The 21774-nt window shown below is 73.9% G+C and carries 17 protein-coding genes; 8 read left to right on the top strand and 9 right to left on the bottom strand.

All coding sequences use genetic code 11. The features are described from left to right. Positions 1–68 precede the first annotated feature (68 nt). The 6 genes from ACFU74_RS13350 to hrcA all read right to left on the bottom strand — a co-directional run bounded on the left by ACFU74_RS13350 (position 69) and on the right by hrcA (position 7888). Positions 69–989, bottom strand: a complete 921-nt coding sequence (locus tag ACFU74_RS13350) for a ribonuclease Z (protein ID WP_380755849.1) — start codon at positions 987–989, stop codon at positions 69–71. 5 nt (positions 990–994) lie between these two features. Next, entirely contained in the window at positions 995–1348 is a 354-nt protein-coding gene (locus tag ACFU74_RS13345) for a histidine triad nucleotide-binding protein (protein WP_380755887.1), read from the bottom strand. 124 nt (positions 1349–1472) lie between these two features. After that, a complete protein-coding gene (locus ACFU74_RS13340; RefSeq protein ID WP_380755847.1) occupies positions 1473–4715 on the bottom strand; it encodes a S41 family peptidase in 3243 nt (1080 codons plus the stop codon). An 88-nt stretch (positions 4716–4803) separates the two neighbouring features. Beyond that, positions 4804–5553, bottom strand: coding sequence for a 16S rRNA (uracil(1498)-N(3))-methyltransferase (locus ACFU74_RS13335; RefSeq protein WP_380755845.1), 750 nt, complete (start codon positions 5551–5553; stop codon positions 4804–4806). Between the two features lie 81 nt (positions 5554–5634). Further along, positions 5635–6780 carry a molecular chaperone DnaJ gene (gene dnaJ / locus ACFU74_RS13330; protein ID WP_380627762.1) on the bottom strand — a complete coding sequence of 382 codons (1146 nt, stop codon included), beginning with the start codon at positions 6778–6780 and terminating at the stop codon, positions 5635–5637. A 73-nt stretch (positions 6781–6853) separates the two neighbouring features. Further along, positions 6854–7888, bottom strand: coding sequence for a heat-inducible transcriptional repressor HrcA (gene hrcA, locus ACFU74_RS13325; protein ID WP_380755843.1), 1035 nt, complete (start codon positions 7886–7888; stop codon positions 6854–6856). 274 nt (positions 7889–8162) lie between these two features. Between hrcA and htpX the strand changes: the two genes are divergently transcribed. The 4 genes from htpX to ACFU74_RS13305 all read left to right on the top strand — a co-directional run bounded on the left by htpX (position 8163) and on the right by ACFU74_RS13305 (position 11400). After that, positions 8163–9083, top strand: coding sequence for a zinc metalloprotease HtpX (gene htpX / locus ACFU74_RS13320; RefSeq protein ID WP_380755842.1), 921 nt, complete (start codon positions 8163–8165; stop codon positions 9081–9083). 62 nt (positions 9084–9145) lie between these two features. Continuing rightward, positions 9146–9733, top strand: a complete 588-nt coding sequence (locus ACFU74_RS13315) for a hypothetical protein (protein WP_380755840.1) — start codon at positions 9146–9148, stop codon at positions 9731–9733. A 42-nt stretch (positions 9734–9775) separates the two neighbouring features. Next, positions 9776–10546 (top strand): DUF2785 domain-containing protein, encoded by a 771-nt coding sequence (locus ACFU74_RS13310; protein WP_380755838.1) that lies wholly within the window; start codon positions 9776–9778, stop codon positions 10544–10546. A gap of 20 nt (positions 10547–10566) precedes the next feature. Further along, positions 10567–11400 carry a DUF3097 domain-containing protein gene (locus ACFU74_RS13305; RefSeq protein ID WP_380755836.1) on the top strand — a complete coding sequence of 278 codons (834 nt, stop codon included), beginning with the start codon at positions 10567–10569 and terminating at the stop codon, positions 11398–11400. Here the strand turns inward: ACFU74_RS13305 and ACFU74_RS13300 are convergent. Genes ACFU74_RS13300 through ACFU74_RS13290 form a run of 3 tightly spaced genes read right to left on the bottom strand, consistent with a single transcriptional unit; the run spans position 11391 to position 15202 of the window. Continuing rightward, complete coding sequence (locus tag ACFU74_RS13300) at positions 11391–11948, bottom strand: Uma2 family endonuclease (protein WP_380755834.1); 558 nt, start codon at positions 11946–11948, stop codon at positions 11391–11393. The two genes, ACFU74_RS13305 and ACFU74_RS13300, sit on opposite strands and share 10 nt — an antisense overlap. Before the next feature lie 41 nt (positions 11949–11989). Then, positions 11990–13219, bottom strand: coding sequence for a radical SAM family heme chaperone HemW (gene hemW / locus ACFU74_RS13295; RefSeq protein WP_380755832.1), 1230 nt, complete (start codon positions 13217–13219; stop codon positions 11990–11992). A 60-nt stretch (positions 13220–13279) separates the two neighbouring features. Further along, positions 13280–15202 carry an AMP-dependent synthetase/ligase gene (locus tag ACFU74_RS13290; RefSeq protein WP_380755830.1) on the bottom strand — a complete coding sequence of 641 codons (1923 nt, stop codon included), beginning with the start codon at positions 15200–15202 and terminating at the stop codon, positions 13280–13282. Positions 15203–15523: 321 nt separating this feature from the next. Here ACFU74_RS13290 and ACFU74_RS13285 point away from each other — a divergent pair, with 321 nt between their 5' ends. The 4 genes from ACFU74_RS13285 to ACFU74_RS13270 all read left to right on the top strand — a co-directional run bounded on the left by ACFU74_RS13285 (position 15524) and on the right by ACFU74_RS13270 (position 21694). Next, positions 15524–17257: an ABC transporter ATP-binding protein gene (locus ACFU74_RS13285; protein ID WP_380755828.1), complete on the top strand. Its 1734-nt coding sequence runs from the start codon at positions 15524–15526 to the stop codon at positions 17255–17257. Continuing rightward, entirely contained in the window at positions 17254–19380 is a 2127-nt protein-coding gene (locus ACFU74_RS13280; protein ID WP_380755826.1) for an ABC transporter ATP-binding protein, read from the top strand. The genes ACFU74_RS13285 and ACFU74_RS13280 overlap by 4 nt, the downstream gene beginning before the upstream one ends. A 118-nt stretch (positions 19381–19498) precedes the next feature. Beyond that, a complete protein-coding gene (sigJ, locus tag ACFU74_RS13275) occupies positions 19499–20497 on the top strand; it encodes an RNA polymerase sigma factor SigJ (RefSeq protein ID WP_380755824.1) in 999 nt (332 codons plus the stop codon). 129 nt (positions 20498–20626) lie between these two features. Continuing rightward, positions 20627–21694 carry an NAD(P)/FAD-dependent oxidoreductase gene (locus tag ACFU74_RS13270; protein WP_380755822.1) on the top strand — a complete coding sequence of 356 codons (1068 nt, stop codon included), beginning with the start codon at positions 20627–20629 and terminating at the stop codon, positions 21692–21694. Positions 21695–21774: the final 80 nt, after the last annotated feature.

Raw genomic sequence — 21774 nt, 5'->3', positions numbered from 1 at the left:
CGCACCCGACGATGCTGCGGCAGACCGCCCGGGTGGCGCGAGCGGTTTTCCGGACCGTCCGCCGCTGGTCACCGCTGCCGGGGCGGTACTGGTACCCGGGCGAGGTCCTCGGCAAGCACGATCGGGCCGTCGAAGTGCTTGCGTGCGTCGGCCAGGTGCTGGCCGGGGTCCGGGTAGCGCTGGGAGAAGTGGGTCAGCACCAGGGTGCGGGCGCCCGCCTCGGCGGCGGCCTTGCCGGCCTGGCCGGCGGTGAGGTGGCCGTGCTCCTCGGCGAGCCGGGCGTCGGCGTCGGTGAAGGTCGCCTCGACGACCAGCAGGTCGGCCCCCTCGGCGAGCTCGTGCACGCCCTCGCAGAGCCGGGTGTCCATGACGAAGGCGAACCGCTGGCCGGGCCGGGGCTCGCTGACCTCGTCCAGGGTGACCCGCCGGCCGTCCGCCTCGATCGCGCCGGTCCGCTGGAGCCGGCCGACGTCCGGCCCGCCGATGCCCAGGGCGGCCAGCCTTTCGGGCACCAGCCGGCGGCCGTCCGGCTCGCGCAGCCGGTAGCCGAAGGACTCGACGGGGTGCGAGAGCCGGACGGCGTCCAGCGCGAAGCGGGCGCCGGGCGCCGGCAGCGGGCCGGGCTCCTCGATCGGGCGGGGCCGCAGCACGGCCGTCTCGTGGAAGGCGGTGGCGTGGCGCAGCCGCTCGAAGTACACCTCGCCGGAGGCCGGGAAGTAGACGTCCACCGGGTGCGGGACGCGGTCGAGGTTGATCCGCTGGATCACCCCGGCGAGGCCCAGGCTGTGGTCGCCGTGGAAGTGCGTGACGGCGATCCGGGTGAGCTGGGTGGCGGAGACCCCGGCGCGCAGCATCTGGCGCTGGGTGCCCTCGCCGGGGTCGAACAGCAGGCCCTCGCCGTCCCAGCGCAGCAGGTAGCCGTTGTGGTTGCGGTGCCGGGTCGGCACCTGGCTGGCGGTGCCGAGGACGACGAGTTCGCGCTGCGACACCCCCGTCAGACCATGCTCTCGGTCATCGGCCTGCCGCCGAGCACGTGGACGTGGGCGTGGAAGACCGTCTGGCCGGCGCCGGCGCCGGTGTTGAAGATCAGCCGGTAGTCCTCGACGCCCTCGTCGGCGGCGACCCGGCCGGCCTCGGCGAGCAGCTCGCCCGCGATCTCCGGCTCCTCGGCGGCCAGCGCGGCGGCGTTCGGGTAGTGGGCGTGCGGGATGACCAGGACGTGCACCGGGGCCTTCGGTGCGATGTCGCGGAAGGCGAGCACCCGCTCGGTCTTGCGCACCACGGTGGCCGGGATCTCGCCCGCCACGATCTTGCAGAACAGGCAGTCGGACTGCGGCTCGCCGGCCATCGGGGTCTCCTCGCGGAATCGGGTCGGTACGTACGGCGGCATGCTAGCCGAGCCTCCGCGCGGCGGGAGGCCGGTCCGGCCGGACCGGCGGGAGACCCGGCCGGGCCTCCCGCCGCGCCCGCGGCTACCGGTGGCCCGGCACCGCCGGCGGGGTCTTCGCCGGACGCTCGGCGAGCGCCTCCAGGGCCAGCCGGACCCCCTCGGCGAGCTGGGGGTCCTCCCCCGCCGCCCAGGCGTGCGGCGGGAACGGCACCTCGACGTCCGGGTCCACGCCGTGGTTCTCCAGGCCCCAGCCGACCCGCTCCGACCAGAACGCGTACTTCGGCTGGGTCACCAGGGTCCCGTCCACCAGCGAGTACCGGCTGTCGATGCCGATCACCCCGCCCCAGGTGCGGGTGCCGACCACCGGGCCGATGCCCAGCGCCTGGATGGCCGCGTTGACGATGTCGCCGTCCGAGCCGGAGTACTCGTCGGCCAGGGCGACGACCGGCCCGCGCGGGGCGTCCTCGGGGTACGGCGACGGGTTGGCGATGTCCCGGGCGACGCCCCAGCCGACGATCCGCCGGGACAGCTTCTCGACCACCAGCTGCGAGGTGTGCCCGCCCCGGTTGCCCCGGATGTCGACGATCACGCCCTCCCTGGCCATCTCCGAGCGCAGGTCGCGGTGGATCTGCGCCCAGCCGGTGGTCTGCATGTCGGGGACGTGCAGGTAGCCGAGCCGGCCCCCGGACAGCTCGCGCACCGCGGCCCGCCGGCCGGCCACCCAGTCGTGGTAGCGCAGCGCCTCGTCGTCGGCGAGCGGCACGATCACCGGGTGGCGCCGGTCGGTGCCGTCCTTGCCGGCCACGGTCAGCTCCACCGGCTGCCCGGCGGTGCCCGCCAGCAGCGGCGCCGGGCCGGTGACCGGGTCCACCGGGCGGCCGTTGACCGCGAGCACGGCGTCCCCCGGGCGGATCGCCGCGCCGGGCGCGGCCAGCGGCGAGTGCGCCCGGGGGTCCGAGGACTCGCCGGGCAGGATGCGGGCGATCCGCCACGCCTCGCCGTCCCTGACCAGATCGGCGCCGAGCAGGCCCTGCCGGCGGGCCGCCTCGGTGTGCGTCCCGGGCGGCACCACGTACGCGTGCGAGGTGCCCAGCTCGCCGTGCACCTCCCAGAGCAGGTCCACCAGGTCGTCGTGCGAGCCGAGCCGCTCCACCAGCGGGCGGTAGCGGGCCAGCACCCCGGCCCAGTCCACCCCGGCGAGGTCCGGGTGCCAGAAGTTGTCCCGCATCAGGCGGCCGTTCTCGTCGTACATCTGCCGCCACTCGGCCGCCGGGTCGACGGTCACCCGCAGCCGGGCCAGGTCGACGTCGGCCTCCTCGTCCTCGCCGGACGCCTTGTGGCCGGCGGGCAGGATCCGCAGCTCGCCCTCGTCCAGTACGGCCAGCCGGGTGCCGTCGCCGCTCACCGCGAACGCGTCCAGGCCGTCGACCAGCTGTTCGGCCCGGCGCTTGCGGAGGTCGAAGCGCTCCAGGGTGGGCCGCGGGCGCTCGTCCTCCAGCGAGGCCGCCTCGTCGCCCAGCTCGCCGACCAGCGGGACGCGCGTCCACAGCACCCCGTCCTTGGCGGCCCGCAGGGCGCCGAACCGGCCGCCCTCCACCGGGAACGGCACGATCCGGTCGGCGATGCCGTCCAGGTCGACCCGGGTCACCGGCGGCGCGTCGGCCCCGCCCTCCTCGCCGTCCGTCCGCTTGCCGCGGGGCTCGTCGTCCTCGCCGCCGACCGGCCGGCCGGCCCGGATCGGCCCGAACGGGGACGGCGTGTCGGCGGCCAGCGTGATCAGGTACGGGCGGCAGCCGTTGGGGAACGACAGGTCGAAGACGTGCGAGTCGTACACCGGGTCGAAGTTGCGCACCGAGAGGAACGCCAGGTGCCGGCCGTCCGCGGTGAACGCCGGCGAGGTGTCGATGAAGCGCTGCGGGGTCGCCTCGGAGACCGTCCTGGTGGCCAGGTTGGCCAGCACGATCTGGCGCAGCGACCACGGCCCGAGGGCCGGCTGCGACCAGGCGAGCCACGCCGAGTCGGGGCTGAACGCCAGCCCGCTGACCTCGCCGTCGGCGCTGCGCGCCAGCTCGTGCACGGCCCCGTCGGCCAGCGAGACCAGCAGCACCCGGCCGTCGTGCGAGCCGACCGCCAACTGCTTGCCGTCCGGCGACACCAGCAGGGTGCGGACCCGCCCGAGGAGGCCCGCGGCCAGCCGGCGGCGCTCGGCGCCGAGCACGGCGGGCGCGTACTCGATCGCGTCCTCGCCCTCCGCGTCGGTCACCCAGACCACGCCCTGGGCGGCGTCCTCGCCCGCCGGGCCCGGCACCACCCGGGCGAGGCGGCCGCGCACGCCCGGCGTCTCGTCCAGCACCCGGGCCGGCCCCTCGCGGTGGGTCAGCCAGTGCACGGTGCCGCGCACCACCACCGCGCCGGCCCGGCCGGTACGGTCCGGGGCGACTCCCTCCAGCCAGTGGGCGGCGGAGACCGGGCGGGGGCGGCGGCCGGCGCGCGGACCGGCCGGGCCGACGTCCAGGCGGCGCGGCTCGGCGCCGGCCAGGTCCTCCAGCAGCCACACCTCCCCGGCGCTGTGCCAGACCACCCGGGTGCCGTCGGTGGCGGCGTCGCGGGCGTAGAAGCCCTCCGGGGAGGTGCCGTGGCGGCGCAGGTCGGAGCCGTCCGGGAGGCTGGAGTACAGCGCGCCGACGCCCTCGTGGTCGGAGAGGAAGGCGATGCGCTCCCCCACCCACAGCGGCGACTCGATGTTGCCGGCCAGCTCCTCGTGGACGCGCTCGAAGCGCTCGGCGCCGATCCACAGCTTCCCGGCCCGCCCGCCCCGGTACCGCTTCCACCAAGCCGGTTCCACGCCGAACGCGGAGACCAGCAGCGCCCGGTCGCCGCCCGGCTCGAAGGCCAGCCCGCCGACCGGCCCGTACGGCAGCCGCACCGGCTCGCCGCCGTCCAGCGGCACGGCGTGGGCCCAGGTGCGGCGCAGCGAGGCCTGCCCGGCGGCGGTGGTGGCGATCGGGCGGCCGTCCGCCGTCCAGCCGCGCAGCTGGGTCTGGTCGTCGCCCCAGTAGGTGAGCCGGCGGGACGGGCCGCCGTCCACCGGCGCGAGGTGCACCTCGGGGGCGCCGTCGCGGGTGGAGGTGAACGCGACGTACCGGCCGTCCGGGGAGAACCGGGGGCGGCGGACCGGGACGTGGTCCGCCGTCAGCCGCCAGGCCCGGCCGCCGTCCAGCGGGGCGAGCCACACGTCGTTCTCGGCCACGAAGGTGATCAGGTCACCGTGCAGGTGCGGGTGGCGCAGATAGGCGCCCACGGGAGTGCTCTCGGGTTCGCTCACACCCGTCACCCTAGGCACGGGGCCGCCCCGCGCGCCGGGACTTTCCCGACCACGGCCCCCTGCGGGGGACGCCGCCGGGGAACCGGTGCTACGACCAGCGGCCGGTGCGGCCCAGCAGCAGCGCGCCGGCCGCCACGCCGGCGGTCGAGGTGCGCAGCACCGAGGGGCCGAGCCGGTACGGCTTCGCGCCGTCCGCGGCGAAGGCGGCCAGCTCCTCCGGGGAGACCCCGCCCTCCGGGCCGACCACCAGCACCAGGTCCCCGGTGTCCGGCAGCGCGGCGCCGGCCAGCGGCTCGGCGCCCTCCTCGTGCAGCACGGCCGCGAACGCGGCGCCGATCAGCACCGGGGCCAGCTGCCGGGTGGTCATCACGTCGCGGACCACGGGGAAGCGCAGCCGGCGGGACTGCTTGCCGGCCTCCCGCGCGGTGGCCCGCCACTTGGCGAGCGCCTTGCCGCCGCGCTCGCCCTTCCACTGGGTGATGCAGCGCGACGCCGCCCAGGGGATCACCACGTCCACGCCGACCTCGGTCATGGTCTCCACGGCCAGCTCGCCCCGGTCGCCCTTGGGCAGCGCCTGGACGACGACGATCCGCGGCTGCGGCTGCGGCTCCTCGCGCACGGCCGCCACCGCCACCTCGACCGCGTCCTTGCCGAGCACCCGCGCGACGGTGCCGTCCACGCCGAGGCCGAGGCCGTCCGTCAGGGTGACCGCCTCGCCCTGCTCCAGCCGCTTCACGGCGGCCGCGTGCCGGCCCTCCGGCCCGTCCAGCAGCACCAGGGCGCCGGGCGCGGCGGCGGCGATCCGCTCGGTGTCGGCGACGAACACGGGCGCGGTCATGCGGGGAACCTCCGGGGTGGGAAGGGGAACGGGAACGCGAAAGGGGTGCCGAGGAAGCCTCGGCACCCCCGCGCGGGACGGCTACCGGCCGTTGAAGGCGTCCTTCAGCCGGGAGAACAGCCCCTGCTGCCCGGGCGCGAACTGGCCGGAGGGCCGCTCCTCGCCGCGCAGCACCGCCAGGCGGCGCAGCAGGTCCTCCTGCTCGGCGTCGAGCTTGGTGGGCGTCTGCACCTCGACGTGCACTATCAGGTCGCCCCGGCCGCCGCCGCGCAGGTGGGTGATGCCCCGGCCGTGCAGCGGGATGGACTGGCCGGACTGGGTGCCGGGCCGGATGTCGACCTCCTCCACCCCGTCCAGGGTCTGCAGCGGCACCTGGGTGCCGAGCGAGGCCGCCGTCATCGGGATGGTGACGGTGCAGTGCAGGTCGTCGCCGCGCCGCTGGAACACCGCGTGGGTGGTCTCGGCGATCTCGACGTACAGGTCGCCGGCCGGGCCGCCGCCGGGGCCGACCTCGCCCTCGCCGGCCAGCTGGATGCGGGTGCCGTTGTCGACACCGGCCGGGATCTTGACGGTCAGGGTGCGGCGGGCGCGGACCCGGCCGTCGCCGGCGCACTCCGGGCACGGGGTCGGCACGACGGTGCCGAAGCCCTGGCACTGCGGGCAGGGGCGGGAGGTCATGACCTGGCCCAGGAAGGACCGGGTGACCTGGGAGACCTCGCCCTTGCCGCGGCACATGTCGCAGGTCTGCGCGGAGGTGCCGGGCGCGGCGCCCTCTCCGCTGCAGGTGGTGCAGGTGACGGCCGTGTCGACCTGGAGCTCCTTGGTGGTGCCGAACGCGGCCTCCTCCAGGGTGATCTCCAGGCGGATCATGGCGTCCTGGCCGCGCCGGGTCCGCGAGCGCGGGCCGCGCTGGCCGGAGGCGGCGCCGAAGAAGGCGTCCATGATGTCGGAGAAGCCGAAGCCGGCCGCGCCCGCGCCGAAGCCGCCCGCCCCGCCGCCCCCGCCGTTCGGCGAGAGCGGGTCGCCGCCGAGGTCGTAGACCTGGCGCTTCTGCGGGTCGGAGAGCACCTCGTAGGCGGCGTTGATCTCCTTGAACCGCTCCTGCGTCTTCGGGTCCGGGTTGACGTCCGGGTGCAGTTCGCGTGCCAGGCGCCGGAACGCCTTCTTGATCTCGTCCTGCCCCGCATCCCGTCGGACGCCGAGTACCGCGTAGTAGTCCGTGGCCACCAAATGCTCCGCTTGTTCCGCCTGTAAGTGTGCTTGCGACTTCGGGCACCGCCGGATTCCGGCGGGCTCGTTCCTACGACTCGGCCAGGATCTGGCCCACGTACCGTGCCACCGCTCGCACCGCCCCCATTGTGCCCGGGTAGTCCATCCGGGTCGGACCGATCACACCCAGTTTGGCCACGCTTTCGTCGCCCGAACCGTAACCGACCGAGACGACCGACGTGGAATTCAGGCCCTCGTAGGCGTTCTCCCGCCCGATCCGGACCGTCATCCCGGCGTCCGCGGTCTCACCCAGGAGGCGGAGCAGGACGACCTGCTCCTCCAGTGCTTCCAGCACCGGCTGGATGGTCAGCGGGAAGTCGTGGCCGAAGCGGGTCAGGTTGGCCGTGCCGGCCAGCATGATCCGCTCCTCGCTCTGCTCGGCGAGCGTCTCGAAGAGCGTCGCCAGCACCGTCGACACGGTCGGCCGGTCGGCCGCCTCGAACAGCGCGGGCAGTTCCTCCAGCAGCCCCGGGACCTCCGGGAGCCGCTGGCCCGCGGCCCGTGCGTTGACCCGGGCCCGCAGGTCCGCCAGCAAGCTCTCGCCGACGGTGCCCGGGCAGTCCACCAGCCGCTGCTCGACCCGGCCGGTGTTGGTGATCAGGACCAGCATCACCTTCGCCGGGGCCAGCGCGACCAGCTCGATGTGCCGCACCGTGGAGCGGCTCAGCGAGGGGTACTGCACCACCGCGACCTGGCGGGTCAGCTGGGCCAGCAGCCGCACCGTGCGGGCGACCACGTCGTCGAGGTCCACCGCGCCGTCCAGGAAGTGCCGGATCGCCCGCCGCTCGGGCGCGCTCATCGGCTTGACCTCGGCCAGCTTGTCGACGAACAGCCGGTAGCCCTTGTCGGTGGGGATGCGTCCGGCGCTGGTGTGCGGCTGGTGGATGTAGCCGTCCTCCTCCAGCGCCGCCATGTCGTTGCGGACGGTGGCCGGGGAGACCCCGAGGTTGTGCCGGTCGACCAGGGCCTTGGAGCCGACCGGCTCCTCCGTCCCCACGTAGTCCTGGACGATCGCGCGAAGCACCGCGAGCTTGCGGTCGTCGAGCTGACGGACCTCACCGGCCATGGGGCACGCACCTCCGTCTTCACGCGTTGTCCGTTGTGACACGCCGTTGTGGCATGTGTCCGCATTCGAGCTGTCCGGCCGGCCCCGCAGGACCCCGGCCTTGGCACTCTGAACACCCGAGTGCCAGCACCGTACCTGCCAGTGTAAGGCCCGGGTCCGACGGCAGGAACGGCCCTGCCGGGGTGATCCTGCCCGCAGTTCGCGGCACGCGGGTGATGCCGCGTGCCCGCCCGGGTGGCAGCATCGGAAGCGGACGGCGAACGGAGGAACAGCGATGTCGACCCCGGGCCAGCACACCCGTTTCGCCCCCGACCGCGGCCTGACCGGCCGGATGGTGGGGACGATGTTCCTGATCGGACTGCTGTACGTCGGCTTCACCGGGCTGCTGATCGCCCTGCTGCGCGGCGCCTGGCCGATCATCGTCCTGATCTCCGGCGGCCTGTTCGTCGCCCAGTTCTGGTTCAGCGACAGGATCACCGAGCGGGCCATGGGCGCCCACCGGGTCACCCCGGAGCAGTACCCGCAGCTGCACGGCGCCGTCGACCGGCTCTGCGCGCTCGCCGACATGCCCAAGCCCCGGGTCGCCGTCGCCGACAACGACATGCCGAACGCCTTCGCCACCGGCCGCAACCCCCGCAACGCGGTGGTCTGCGTCACCACCGGGCTGCTGCGCCGGCTGGAGCCGGAGGAGCTGGAGGGCGTGCTCGCGCACGAGCTGTCGCACGTCGCCCACCGGGACGTCGCCGTGATGACGGTGGCCGGCTTCCTCGGCGTGCTGGCCGGCGCGATGACCCGGATCGCCATGTACGGGGGCTTCATGGGCGGCGGGCGCAACAGCAACGACTCCAACGCCGCGATCGCCGCGCTGGTGATCCCGCTGGTGTCGATCGCCGTCTACGCGATCAGCTTCCTGCTGACCCGGCTGCTCTCCCGCTACCGGGAGCTGGCCGCCGACCGGGCCGCCGCCCAGCTCACCGGCCGCCCCAGCGCGCTCGCCTCGGCGCTCACCAAGGTGACCGGCCAGATCGCCGCCATCCCGACCAAGGACCTGCGCCGGGCGCAGGCCTACAACGCCTTCTACTTCGCCCCCGCGCTGAGCGCCCGGGAGGCCGCCGCCCAGCTGTTCTCCACCCACCCGAGCCTGGAGCAGCGGCTGGCGCAGCTCGCGAAGATCTCCACCCGGCTCGGCCGGTGACCCGTGACCCGCTGACCCGTTGACCCGTTGACCCTGCCACCACCGCCACCGGAAGGACCGCCGTGGGAATCCTGGACGCGCTGTTCGGCCGCAGCAAGCCCGTCAGACCCGACCTCGACCAGCTGTTCGGGGTGCCGTCCGCCGCGCTGACCCTGGAGGCCGGCACGGGCTTCCGGCCCACCGGGCTCGGCTCGGTCTGCTTCGCCTCGGTCGAGGGCGGGGCCTTCGACGAGGTCGAACGCCAGGTCCGGGCGCTGCTCGACGCCGACACCGCGCGCGGCGGCGTCCCCGTCGAGGCGTCCCGGGACGACTACGGCTACTCCTGGCTGCTCGCCCGGCACGCCCCCGAGGAGCTGCCGGAACTGGTCAACGACCTGCACGCGGTCAACAGCGAGCTGGAGGCGCACGGCTTCGGGCCGCAGCTGCTCTGCTCGCTGGTCGGCTTCCGGGACACCGCGGGAGGCCGCCCGCTGGCCCTGGTCTACCTGTACAAGCGCGGCACCTTCTACCCGCTGTGTATACGGCCCGGCGGCGGAGAGAAGCGGGACAACCCCCTGGAGATCGAAGTAGCGAACATGCTCAAAAACGATCTTCGCATCGAACCCGACCTGTCGCGCTGGTTCCCCCTCTGGGGCGCCCCGGGGCTGTGAAAACCGGTGGCCGCGGCGACCCGGGCCGCCTAGGGTCCGGCCGTGATCAACTGGACCGAGATCGAGACCGCCGAACCCACCCCCGAACTGCTCACCGCCGTGAGCGCCGCGATGCGCTCCCCCGACCCCGGGACCCGCGACACCCACGCCTACGAGCAGCTGTGCCGCTGGGTGCCCCTGCTCACCCCCGGACAGCGACTGGCCCTCGGCGACGAGATGGCCGAGCGGCTGTCCGACCCCGAGATCCAGGCCCGCACCTTCGCCCCGCTGGTCCTCGCCGAACTCGTCGACGCCGGCGCGTACCGCCCCGCCTGGTCGGCCGCCTTCGCCCACTGGTACCCCACCGAGACCGACCTGCGCGGCTGGGACCCCGGACTCGGCTGGCTGCACGCCGTCGCGCACGGCGCCGACCTGCTGGGCGCCCTCGGCCGCAGCCCGCTCGTCGCCGACCCGGCGCCCCTGCTGGACCTGGCCACGGCCCGGCTGCTCGCCCCCACCGACCACGTCCTGGACGCCATGGAGGACGACCGCCTCGGCCGCGCCGTCGGCCAGGTCCTCACCCGCCCCGAGCTGACCGAGCGGCAGGCGCTGGCCTGGCTCGACCCGATCGCCGCCACCGGCCGCCGCAAGCCCGGCGTCGTCCCCGCGACCGTCTCCAACACCCTGCGCACCCTGCGGGTGGTGTACCTGCTCGCCGACCGCGGGGTGCGCCCGGTCCCGGGCGCCGAGCCGGTGGCGCTGCGCCACGCCGCCGCCCTGCGCGGGCGACTCGCCGAGGTCCTGGCGGTCAACACCTCGTACTACCTCGGCTGACGCCTCGTAGACTGCGTGGAATGCGCAGCCGCCAGTACGGACCCGACCTGACCCCGCCGTGGAAGAAGCAGGCCCCCGCGCCGGAGGTGCCCGCCGAGCGGGACCTGGTGGTCGAGGAGGCGGCGAGCGGCTTCTGCGGGGCGGTGGTGCGCTGCGAGAAGACCGCCGAGGGCCTCACCGTCACCCTGGAGGACCGGTTCGGCAAGCACCGGGTCTTCCCGATGGTGCCGCGCGGCTTCCTGCTGGAGGGCCGGACGGTCACCCTGGTCCGGCCGGCCGGACCGGCGCCCGCCCGCACCCCGGGGCGCACCGCCTCCGGCTCGGTCGCCGTCCCCGGCGCCCGCGCCCGGGTGGCCCGCGAGTCGCGGATCTACGTCGAGGGCCGGCACGACGCCGAACTGGTGGAGCGGGTCTGGGGCGACGACCTGCGGATCGAGGGCGTGGTCGTCGAGTACCTGGAGGGCGTCGACGACCTGCCCGCGATCGTCGCGGACTTCGCCCCCGGCCCGGGCCGCCGCCTCGGCGTCCTGGTCGACCACCTGCTCCCGGGCACCAAGGAGCACCGCATCGCCGCCCGGGTCACCGGCCCGCACGTGCTGGTCGTCGGCCACCCCTACATCGACGTCTGGCAGGCCGTGAAGCCCTCCTCCGTCGGCATCCCCGCCTGGCCCGCCGTCCCCCGCGGCGAGGACTTCAAGCTCGGCACCTGCCGCCGCCTCGGCTGGCCCGAGGACACCCCGGCCGCGTGGAAGCGCATCCTGTCCACGGTGAACTCCTACAAGGACCTGGAGCCCGAGCTGCTGGGCCGCGTCGAGGAGCTGATCGACTTCGTCACCCTCCCGGGTCAGGAGTAGGTCCGGAACTCCGAGGTGTCGAGAACGACACCCAGCAGGTCCAACGGCACCGGCTCGCCGAACTTGGTGGTCCGCTCGGCCGCGTAGTCCGGCAGCCCCGAGGCCCCCGCCGGGGTCGGCTCGGTCAGCAGCACGCAGAGGCCCTTGATCGGATCGATGATCAGGTAGACGGGAACCGCGCCCTCGGCGTACAGCTCCCGCTTGGTTCGGTAGTCGCGCAGCACGCTGGTCTTCGATACGACCTCGACCACCAGCGTCACGGCCGGCGCCGGCACCAGCCGCCCGGGCCCCTCGACGGCTCCCCGCTCGATCACCACCAGATCCGGCTGCGGCTCGCTGGCGTCGGCGGGGAAGGCGACGTCCTGCGTCTGGAGCCGGTGCCAGCGACCGCGCGGGATCTGGTCGACGATCGCCTCGACGATGAGGTTGTGGGCCAGGTCCGGCCCCGCCATCATCACGATTTCCCCCCTGATGAGCTCGGCCTTGAAGCCTTCAGGGACCTCCAGGTTCTCGAAGATCCCAGTCATCCGGTCATCGATGGCGGTCATGTGCGCGCTCCCTCCGACGGCTGACACCACGTTAACGACACTCAGTCCACCAGGTCACGCACCACCGCGTCGGCCAGCAGGCGGCCCTGGAGGGTGAGGGCGGCGCGGCCGTGGTCGTAGTGGGCGGGGGCGAGGAGGCCGTCGGCGAGGGCGCGGGCGGCGGCGGTGCGGCCGGCGGGGGTGAGGAGGTCGAGGGGGACGCCGTCGGCGAGACGCAGTTCCAGCAGGATCCGCTCGACCCGGCGGTCCTCGGCGGTGAGGCGCTCGCGGCCCTGGGCGGGGGTGCGGTGCTCGGCGAGGGCGCGGGCGTAGGCGGCCGGGTGCTTGGCGTTCCACCAGCGCACGCCGCCGACGTGGCTGTGCGCGCCGGGGCCGGCGCCCCACCAGTCGCCGCCGGTCCAGTACAGCTCGTTGTGGCGGCAGCGGCCCTCGGGGGTGGTGGACCAGTTGGAGACCTCGTACCAGGAGTAGCCGGCGGCGCTCAGCGCCTCCTCGGCGATCAGGTAGCGGTCGGCGTGCACGTCGTCGTCGATCATCGGCAGTTCGCCGCGCCCGACCCGGGCGGCCAGCCGGGTGCCCTCCTCGACGATCAGCGAGTAGGCGGAGACGTGGTCGGGGCCGGCGCCGATCGCCGCGTCCAGGGAGGCCCGCCAGTCGTCGTCGGACTCGCCGGGGGTGCCGTAGATGAGGTCGAGGTTGACGTGCTCGAAGCCGGCCGCGCGGGCCTCGGCGACGCAGGCCTCGGGGCGCCCGGGGGTGTGGTGGCGGTCGAGCAGCTGCAGCACGTGCGGGCGGGCGGACTGCATGCCGAAGGAGATCCGGTTGTAGCCGCCCTCGCGCAGTTCCGCCAGGTACGCGGGGTCGACGGACTCCGGGTTGGCCTCGGTGGTCACCTCGGCGCCGTCGGCGAGCCCGAACTCGTCGCGGATCGCGGCGAGCATCCGCACCAGGTCGCGGGCCGGCAGCAGGGTCGGGGTGCCGCCGCCCAGGAAGACGGTGCGCACCGGCGGCGCGTCCGCGCCGAGGACCCGGCGGGCGAGCCGGACCTCGGCGACCACGTTGTCCGCGTACGTCTCCTGGGAGGCGACGGTGCCCGAGGAGCGCAGCTCGGTGGCGGTGTAGGTGTTGAAGTCGCAGTAGCCGCAGCGGCTCGCGCAGTAGGGCACGTGCAGGTAGAAGCCGAGCGGCCGGGAACCCAGCCCGTCGAGGGCGTGCGCGGGCAGGGAACCGTCGGACGGCACCGGTTCGCCGTCGGGAAGTGCGGAGGGCATGACCCCATTGTCCCGTACGGCCGGGGTGGTCCCCCCGGCCGTACGGGACGGGCGGGCCTCTCAGTCCTCGTTGGCACCCGCGTACATCGCGGTGACCGCCTCCGCGTAGGTCCGCTCCACCACCGGGCGCTTGATCTTCAGGCTCGGGGTGAGCTCGCCGTGCTCGACGTCCAGGTCGCGCGGCAGCAGGTGGAACTTCTTGATCGTCTGCCAGCGCTGGAGCCGGCCGTTGAGCCGCCGCACGAAGCCGTCGATCAGCTCACGGGTCCGCGGGTCGGCGACCACCTCGGCGTAGTCCTTGCCGGCGAGGCCGTTCTCGGCGGCCCAGGGCATGATCACCGCCTCGTCCAGGCCGATCAGCGCGGTGCAGTAGTTGCGGCCGTTGCCGATCACCAGGACGTTGCTGACGAACGGGCAGGCCGCCTTGAACTTGCCCTCCACCTCGCTCGGCGCGACGTACTTGCCGCCGGAGGTCTTGAACAGGTCCTTCTTGCGGTCGGTGATCTTCAGGAAGCCGTCCGGGGACAGCTCGCCGATGTCCTCGGTGTGGAACCAGCCGTCCGCCTCCAGCACCTCGGCGGTCTTCTCCGGAAGGTTGTGGTAGCCGCGCATCACGCCCGGGCCGCGCAGCAGGATCTCGCCGTCCTCGGCGATCCGCACCTCGGTGCCCGGCAGCGGGCGGCCCACCGTGCCCACCCGGATGTCCTCGGCCCGGTTGACGCTGGAGCCGGCGCTGGTCTCGGACAGCCCGTAGCCCTCCAGGATCGGCACCCCGGCGCCGACGAAGAAGTAGCCGATCTCCGGGGCCAGTGCGGCGCTGCCGGACACCGCCCCGCGCAGCCGCCCGCCGAAGGCCGCCCGGATCCTGGCGTACACCAGCTTGTCGGCGAGCGCGTGCTTCATCCGCAGCACCGCCGGGGCGCCGTCCACCCCGGTCGCCACCCGGTTGTCCTGGACCGTGCGGGCGTAGTCGCGGGCGGTGCGCGCCGCCCACAGGAAGATCTTGTACTTGGCGCCGCCCTCCGCCCTGGCCTTGCCGGCGATGCCGTTGTAGACCTTCTCGAAGATCCGCGGCGCCGAGGCCATGATGGTGGGCCGGATCACCGGCAGGTTGTGGATGATCCGCTCCACCCGGCCGTCCAGCGCCATCACGTGCCCGGTCGCGATCTGCCCCGAGATCAGCGTCTTGCCGAACACGTGCGACAGCGGCAGCCACATGAACTGCACGTCGTCGGCGGCCAGCAGCCCGCTCGCCTCCTGCGCCCGCCCCTCGTAGGCCCAGCAGTCGTGCACCAGGCGCACGCCCTTGGGGCGGCCGGTGGTGCCGGAGGTGTAGATGAGGGTGGCCAGCTGCTCCTTGTCGAGCGCGGCGATCGCCTTCTCCACCGCGTCCGGGTGCGCGGCCAGGTGCTCGGCGCCCAGCCGCTCCAGCTCGGCGAGGGTGATCACCTTCAGCCGGCCGGCCGCCGGGGGCCCGTCCGGCGCGTCGAACAGGACCACCGTCTCCAGCCCGGGCAGCCGGTCCAGCTCGGCGACCACCTTCTCCAACTGGGCGGCGTTCTCGGCGAACAGCGCCCGGGAGCCGGAGTCGGAGAGGATGAACGCCGTCTCGTCGGCGTTGGTGCTCGGGTAGACGGCCGTGGTGGCCGCGCCCGCGCACATGTTGCCGAGGTCGGCGAGGATCCACTCCAGCCGGGTGGAGGAGGCCAGCGCCACCCGGTCCTCCGCCTCGATGCCCAGTGACAGCAGACCGGCCGCCACCGCGTACACCCGGGCCGCGGTCTGCGCCCAGGTCAGCGAACGCCACTGCTCGGCGCCCGGCGTGCTGTCCGCCGCGTGCTCGTCCACCGGGACGGGGTGGCGGTAGGCCTCACCGCCGGGGGTCAGCGCGACCCGCTCCTGGAACAGGTGGGCGACGGAGGCGGGGCGCCCGGCCACGATGTCGGTACGGCCGGAGTCGATCAGGGACTGCGCGGAACTCAACGAGGACCTCCGGGGGCGGGTGGCCGTCTGAATGATGTGACGTCCGTGGGGGCGGCCGCCGGCCCCCTGGCAACCGGACTCGGTACCGGCGAGTAACAAGAGGGCTGCCAGCAGCCTAGGGGGAAACCGGTCATTCCGTAAGAGGGCGGGCCGAGCCGGCACCCTCCCGCGCCGCCGGTGCACGGCACGAGCACGACCCCCGGAACGTTCGGCAAAGGGCTGGACAAAGATCCGGCTCGCTTGCCCGGAATCTCCTGTACCGGCCTCCCGAACCACGAGAATTGGGATGCCAAAGCCGCCGCCGACGACAAGAGTGAGCCAGTGCTGATCAGACTGCTCAGGGCGTACCTGCGCCCCTACACCCGACCGATCACCCTGCTGGTGCTCCTCCAGCTGGTGTCCACCCTCGGGCTGCTCTACCTGCCCACGCTCAACGCCGACATCATCGACAGCGGAGTGATCAAGGGGGACACCGGCTACATCCTGCGCGTGGGCGCGGTGATGATCGGCGTCACCCTCCTGCAGACCCTCTGCTCGATCAGCGCCGTCTACTACGGCGCGCGCACCGCCATGGCCGTCGGCCGCGACGTCCGGGCCGCCGTCTTCGACCGCGTCCAGGGCTTCTCCGCCCGCGAGGTCGGCCAGTTCGGCGCGCCCTCCCTGATCACCCGCACCACCAACGACGTCCAGCAGGTCCAGATGCTGGTCCTGATGTCCTTCAACCTGATGGTCGCCGCGCCGATCATGTGCGTCGGCGGCATCATCATGGCCCTCAACCAGGACGTGCCGCTCTCCGGGCTGCTGCTCGCCGTCGTCCCCACCCTCGGCGTCGTCGTCACCGTCCTGGTCCGCCAGCTGCGCCCGCGCTTCCGCAGCATGCAGGAGCGGATCGACACCGTGAACCGGGTGCTGCGCGAGCAGATCACCGGCATCCGGGTCATCCGCGCCTTCGTCAAGGACGACCACGAGCAGAACCGGTTCGCCGACGCCAACGAGGACCTCACCGGCGTCTCGCTCCAGGTCGGCAAGCTGATGGCCTACCTGTTCCCCGGCGTCATGCTCGTCGTCAACGTCTCCAGCGTCGCCGTCCTGTGGTTCGGCGCCTACCGGATCAACAGCGGCGAGATGGAGATCGGCGCCCTCACCGCCTTCCTCTCCTACCTGCTGCAGATCCTGATGAGCGTCATGATGGCCACCTTCATGTTCATGATGGTGCCGCGCGCCGAGGTCTGCGCCGAACGCATCCAGGAAGTGCTCGACACCCGCTCCAGCGTCGTGCCGCCCGCCGCCCCCGTCACCGAGGTGCTGCGCCGCGGCCACCTCGAACTGCGCAACGTCGACTTCCGCTACCCCGGCGCCGAGGCGAGCGTGCTGCACGGCATCGGCATCACCGCCCGGCCCGGCGAGACCACCGCCGTCATCGGCTCCACCGGCAGCGGCAAGTCCACCCTGCTCGGCCTCGTCCCCCGGCTCTTCGACGCCACCTCCGGCCAGGTCCTGCTCGGCGGCGTCGACGTCCGCGAACTCGAACCCACCACGCTGTCCGACAGCGTCGGACTCGTCCCGCAGAAGCCCTACCTGTTCTCCGGCACCGTCGCCAGCAACCTGCGCTACGGCCGGCCCGACGCCACCGACGAGGAACTCTGGCACGCCCTGGAGATCGCCCAGGCCAGGGAGTTCGTCGAACAGCTCCCCGAAGGCCTGGACGCGCCCATCGCCCAGGGCGGCGGCAACGTCTCCGGCGGCCAGCGCCAGCGCCTGGCCATCGCCCGCACCCTGGTGCGCCGGCCCGACGTCTACCTCTTCGACGACTCCTTCTCCGCGCTCGACTACGCCACCGACGCCAAGCTGCGCAAGGCGCTCGCCCGCGAGACCTCCGACGCCACCGTGGTGATCGTCGCCCAGCGCGTCTCCACCATCCGCGACGCCGACCGGATCATCGTCCTGGACGAGGGCGCCGTCGTCGGCAGCGGCACCCACGGCGAGCTCATGGCCGGCAATCCGACGTACCGGGAGATCGTGCTCTCCCAGCTCACCGAGCAGGAGGCGGCGTGACCAGCCCCGACAAGCCCGCGCCCGGCCCCGACCTCGGGAAGACCGCGCCCGTCCCCGGCGAGCCCGGCCCCGACGCCGGCAAGGCGCCCGGCGGACGCCCGGGCGGCCCCGGCGCGGCCGGCGACTCCCAGGCCGCCGCCGCCCGCCGCGGCCCCGCCGGCCCCGGCCGCTTCATGGGCGGCCAGGGCGCCGAGAAGTCCATGGACTTCAAGGGCTCCGGCAAACGGCTGCTGAAACTCCTCCGCCCCGAACGCGCCCTCATCGCCGGCGTGCTCGCCCTCGGCACCCTCAGCATCGGCGCCGCCATCATCGGCCCCAAGATCCTCGGCCACGCCACCGACCTGATCTTCGCCGGCGTCATCAGCGGCCGCTTCCCCGCCGACGCCTCCAAGCAGCAGATCGTCGACTCCATGCGCGCCCGCGGCGACGACGACCTCGCCAACCTGCTCTCCTCCGTCGACTTCACCCCCGGCCAGGGCATGGACTTCGGCGCCATCGGCGACGTCCTGCTCTGGGTCCTCGCCGTCTACGTCGCCTCCGCCGTCTTCGGCGTCGTCCAGGGCCGCCTCGCCGCCCGCGCCATCCAGCGCGCCGGCTACCGGCTGCGCCAGGACGCCGAGGCCAAACTCGCCAGGCTGCCGCTCAGCTACTTCGACAAGCAGCCCCGCGGCGAGATCCTCAGCCGGGTCACCAACGACATCGACAACATCAGCCAGACCATGCAGCAGACCATGGGCCAGGTGGTCAACTCGCTGCTCACCGTCGTCGGCGTGCTCGCCATGATGTTCTGGATCTCCTGGCTGCTCGCCCTCATCGCGCTGATCGCCGTCCCGCTGTCCGTCGTCGTCGCCACCCGCGTCGGCAAGCGCGCCCAGCCGCAGTTCGTCCAGCAGTGGAAGTCCACCGGGCAGCTCAACGCGCACATCGAGGAGATGTACACCGGCCACACCCTGGTCAAGGTCTTCGGCCGGCAGAAGGAGTCCGCCGAGACCTTCCGCGAGCACAACGAGGCCCTCTGCGCCTCCAGCTTCAAGGCCCAGTTCATCTCCGGCATCATCCAGCCCGCGATGATGCTGATCGGCAACCTCCAGTACGTGCTGATCGCCGTCGTCGGAGGCCTGCGGGTGGCCTCCGGCGCGCTGTCCATCGGCGACGTCCAGGCGTTCATCCAGTACTCCCGCCAGTTCAGCCAGCCGCTCACCCAGGTCGCCAGCATGGCCAACCTGGTGCAGTCCGGCGTCGCCTCCGCCGAACGCGTCTTCGAACTCCTCGACGCCCCCGAGCAGACCCCCGAACCCGCCATGCCGGAACGCCCCGACGTGCTGCGCGGCCGGGTCGTCTTCCAGGACGTCGCCTTCCGCTACGACCCGGGCAAGCCGCTCATCGAGGACCTCTCGCTCAAGGTCGAACCCGGCCAGACCGTCGCCATCGTCGGCCCCACCGGTGCCGGCAAGACCACCATGGTCAACCTGCTGATGCGGTTCTACGAGGTCAGCTCCGGCCGGATCACCCTCGACGGCGTCGACATCGCCGCCATGTCCCGCGAGGAACTGCGCTCCGGCATCGGCATGGTCCTCCAGGACACCTGGCTGTTCGGCGGCACCATCGCCGACAACATCGCCTACGGCGCGGAAGGAGGTGTGGAGCGCAGCGACTCGGCCGAGGGTGGTGGCGGGCGACGGGCGGGCGCCACCCGCGACCAGGTCGTCGAGGCCGCCCGGGCCGCCCACGTCGACCGCTTCGTGCGCACCCTGCCCGAGGGCTACGACACCGTCATCGACGACGAGGGCACCGGCGTCAGCGCCGGCGAGAAGCAGCTCATCACCATCGCCCGCGCCTTCCTCGCGCAGCCCTCGATCCTCGTCCTCGACGAGGCCACCAGCTCCGTCGACACCCGCACCGAGGTGCTCATCCAGCGGGCCATGGCCCGGCTGCGCGCCGGGCGCACCAGCTTCGTCATCGCCCACCGGCTCTCCACCATCCGGGACGCCGACGTGATCCTCGTCATGGAGAACGGCTCCATCGTCGAACAGGGCGGCCACGACGAGCTGATCGCCGCCGACGGGGCCTACGCCCGGCTCTACAAGGCGCAGTTCGCCGAGGCGGTCGCCGAGGTCGAGTAGCGCCGCGCGGACGCCCGGGAGCCCGGGGCGCGGACGGTCCCGGCCGGCCCGCCCCGGGCTCCCGCGCGTCCGGGCCCGCCCCTGCCGCCGGCCCGGGGGCGGGCGCTACGGTAGGGCCGTGAGTGACGAACCGTCGGCCACCGCCGCCACCGAGCCCGCCGCCGCCTCCGGTGCCGCCACTGGTGCCGCCGCCGACGGTGCCGCCGCCACCGGGCAGGACGCCTCCGGGCAGGACGCCTTCGAGGCGAACCGGCGTTACCTCGGCTCCGTCGCCTACCGGATGCTCGGCTCCTTCACCGACGCCGAGGACGTCCTCCAGGAGGCCTGGCTGCGCTGGCGCGCCGCCGACCGCGCCACCGTCGCCGACCCCCGCGCCTACCTCACGACCGTCGTCACCCGCCTCTGCTACGACCAGCTCGGCTCCGCCCGGGCCCGCCGCGAGTCCTACTTCGGCGAATGGCTGCCCGAGCCGTCCCTCTCCTACCAGGACGCCCCCGCCTCCCCCGCCGACCTCGCCGAGCGCGGCGAATCCGTCTCGCTCGCGCTGCTCGCCGTCCTCGAACAGCTCACCCCCGCCGAACGCGCCGCCTTCGTCCTGCACGACGTCTTCGCCGTCGGCTTCGACGAGATCGCCGCCTCCCTCGACCGCAGCCCCGACGCCACCCGCCAGCTCGCCTCCCGCGCCCGCCGCCGGGTCAAGGACGGCGGACGCCGGGCCACCGCCGACCCCGCCGAGCACCGGCAGGCCGTCGAGGCGTTCGCCGCCGCCAGCGCCCGCGGCGACATCGAGGGCCTGCTCGCCGTCCTCGACCCCGACATCGTCTGGCACTCCGACGGCGGCGGCGTCGTCAGCGCCGGCGTCCGCCCGGTGCTGGGCTCCGTCAAGGTCTCCCGGCTGGTCCTCGGCCTGGTGTCCAAGTGGGTCACGGCCGACACCTCCGTGGAGTTCGCCCTGGTCAACGGCGAACCCGGCCTGATCTGGTACTCGCAGCCGGGCGTGATCGGCGGGGTGATGGCCTTCACCGTCGCCGACGGCCGGATCACCGAGGCGTACACCGTGGTCAACCCGGAGAAGCTCACCCACCTCAACGCCCCCGCCACCCCGCCGGAGGTGTGACGCAGGTCACCGTCACATTCCCGCGGGCGCCGCCGTCCCCCTTCCGAACACGCGGACAGGCGCTCCCCGGCCACCCCGGGGACACCGCGAGAGGACGCCACCGACGGCGCCACGAAGGAGCGGGACGACATGACCGAGAAGCAGATCGTCGTACTGGGTGCCGGCTACGCGGGCCTCGCCGCCGCGACCCGGGCCGGCAAGCGCGGCCGGGTGACCCTGATCGCCCCCGAGAGCCGCATCCTCCACCGCATCCGCCAGCACGAGATCAGCGCCGGCCTCCCGGTGCGGCGGCCCGCCATCACCGAAGTGCTGCGCGGACGCGGCGTGCGGCACGTCCAGGCCCGCGCCACCGAACTCGACCTGGCCGGCCGCAAGGTCCTCCTCGACAACGGCGACACCCTCGGTTACGACACCCTCGTCTACGCCCTCGGCAGCCGCACCGCCTGGCACGACGTCCCCGGCGCCGCCGAGCACGCCCACCCCGTCGAGCGGGCCGCCGAGGTCGCCGAGCGGCTGCGCACCGCCGAGCGCCCCGGCACCGTCGCGGTCATCGGCGGCGGCGCCACCGGCATCGAGCTGGCCGCCGAACTCGCCGAGGCCCACCCCCGGTGGACCGTGCGGATCGTCGCCGCCGGCCAGGTCGGCGGCTGGTTCTCGGCCAAGGGCCACGACCACGTCCACCGCGTGCTGCGCGGCCTCGGCGTCGGGATCCACGAGCACAGCCCGGTCACCGCCGTCGACGCCGAGGGCCTGACCACCGCCGCCGGCCGGATCCCCGCCGACCTGGTCGTCTGGGCCGCCTCGTTGGAGCCGCACCCGCTGGCCGCCGAGGCCGGCCTCGCCGTCACCCCCGCCGGACGGGCGGTCGTCGACGACCACCTGCGGTCGGTCTCGCACCCCGAGGTCCACGTGATCGGCGACGCCGCCGAGGTCACCGTCCCCGGCACCGGCACCCTGCGGATGGGCTGCGCCACCGCCCTGCCGCAGGGCCAGTACCTCGGCAAGCTGCTCACCGGGCGCACCGACGAGCCGTTCGCCTTCCGGTACGTGGTGCAGTGCCTGAGCCTCGGGCGGCGTGACGGGCTGCTGCAGTTCATCCACCCCGACGACTCGATGCGGCCGGCCGTGCTCACCGGGCGGGCCGGACGGCTGGCCAAGGCGGCGATCCTCAGGACCGTCGTGCTGTCGCTGCGCTGAGCGGGCGGGGCGGGCGAGCTAGGCGTGCTGAGCGGCCCGGGAACGCCGGAGGGGCCCGGGGCGCACGATGCGCCCCGGGC

Source organism: Kitasatospora sp. NPDC057500 (assembly GCF_042802195.1).
GTDB lineage: Bacteria > Actinomycetota > Actinomycetes > Streptomycetales > Streptomycetaceae > Kitasatospora.
This window is presented reverse-complemented; position numbering and strand designations above follow the sequence as displayed.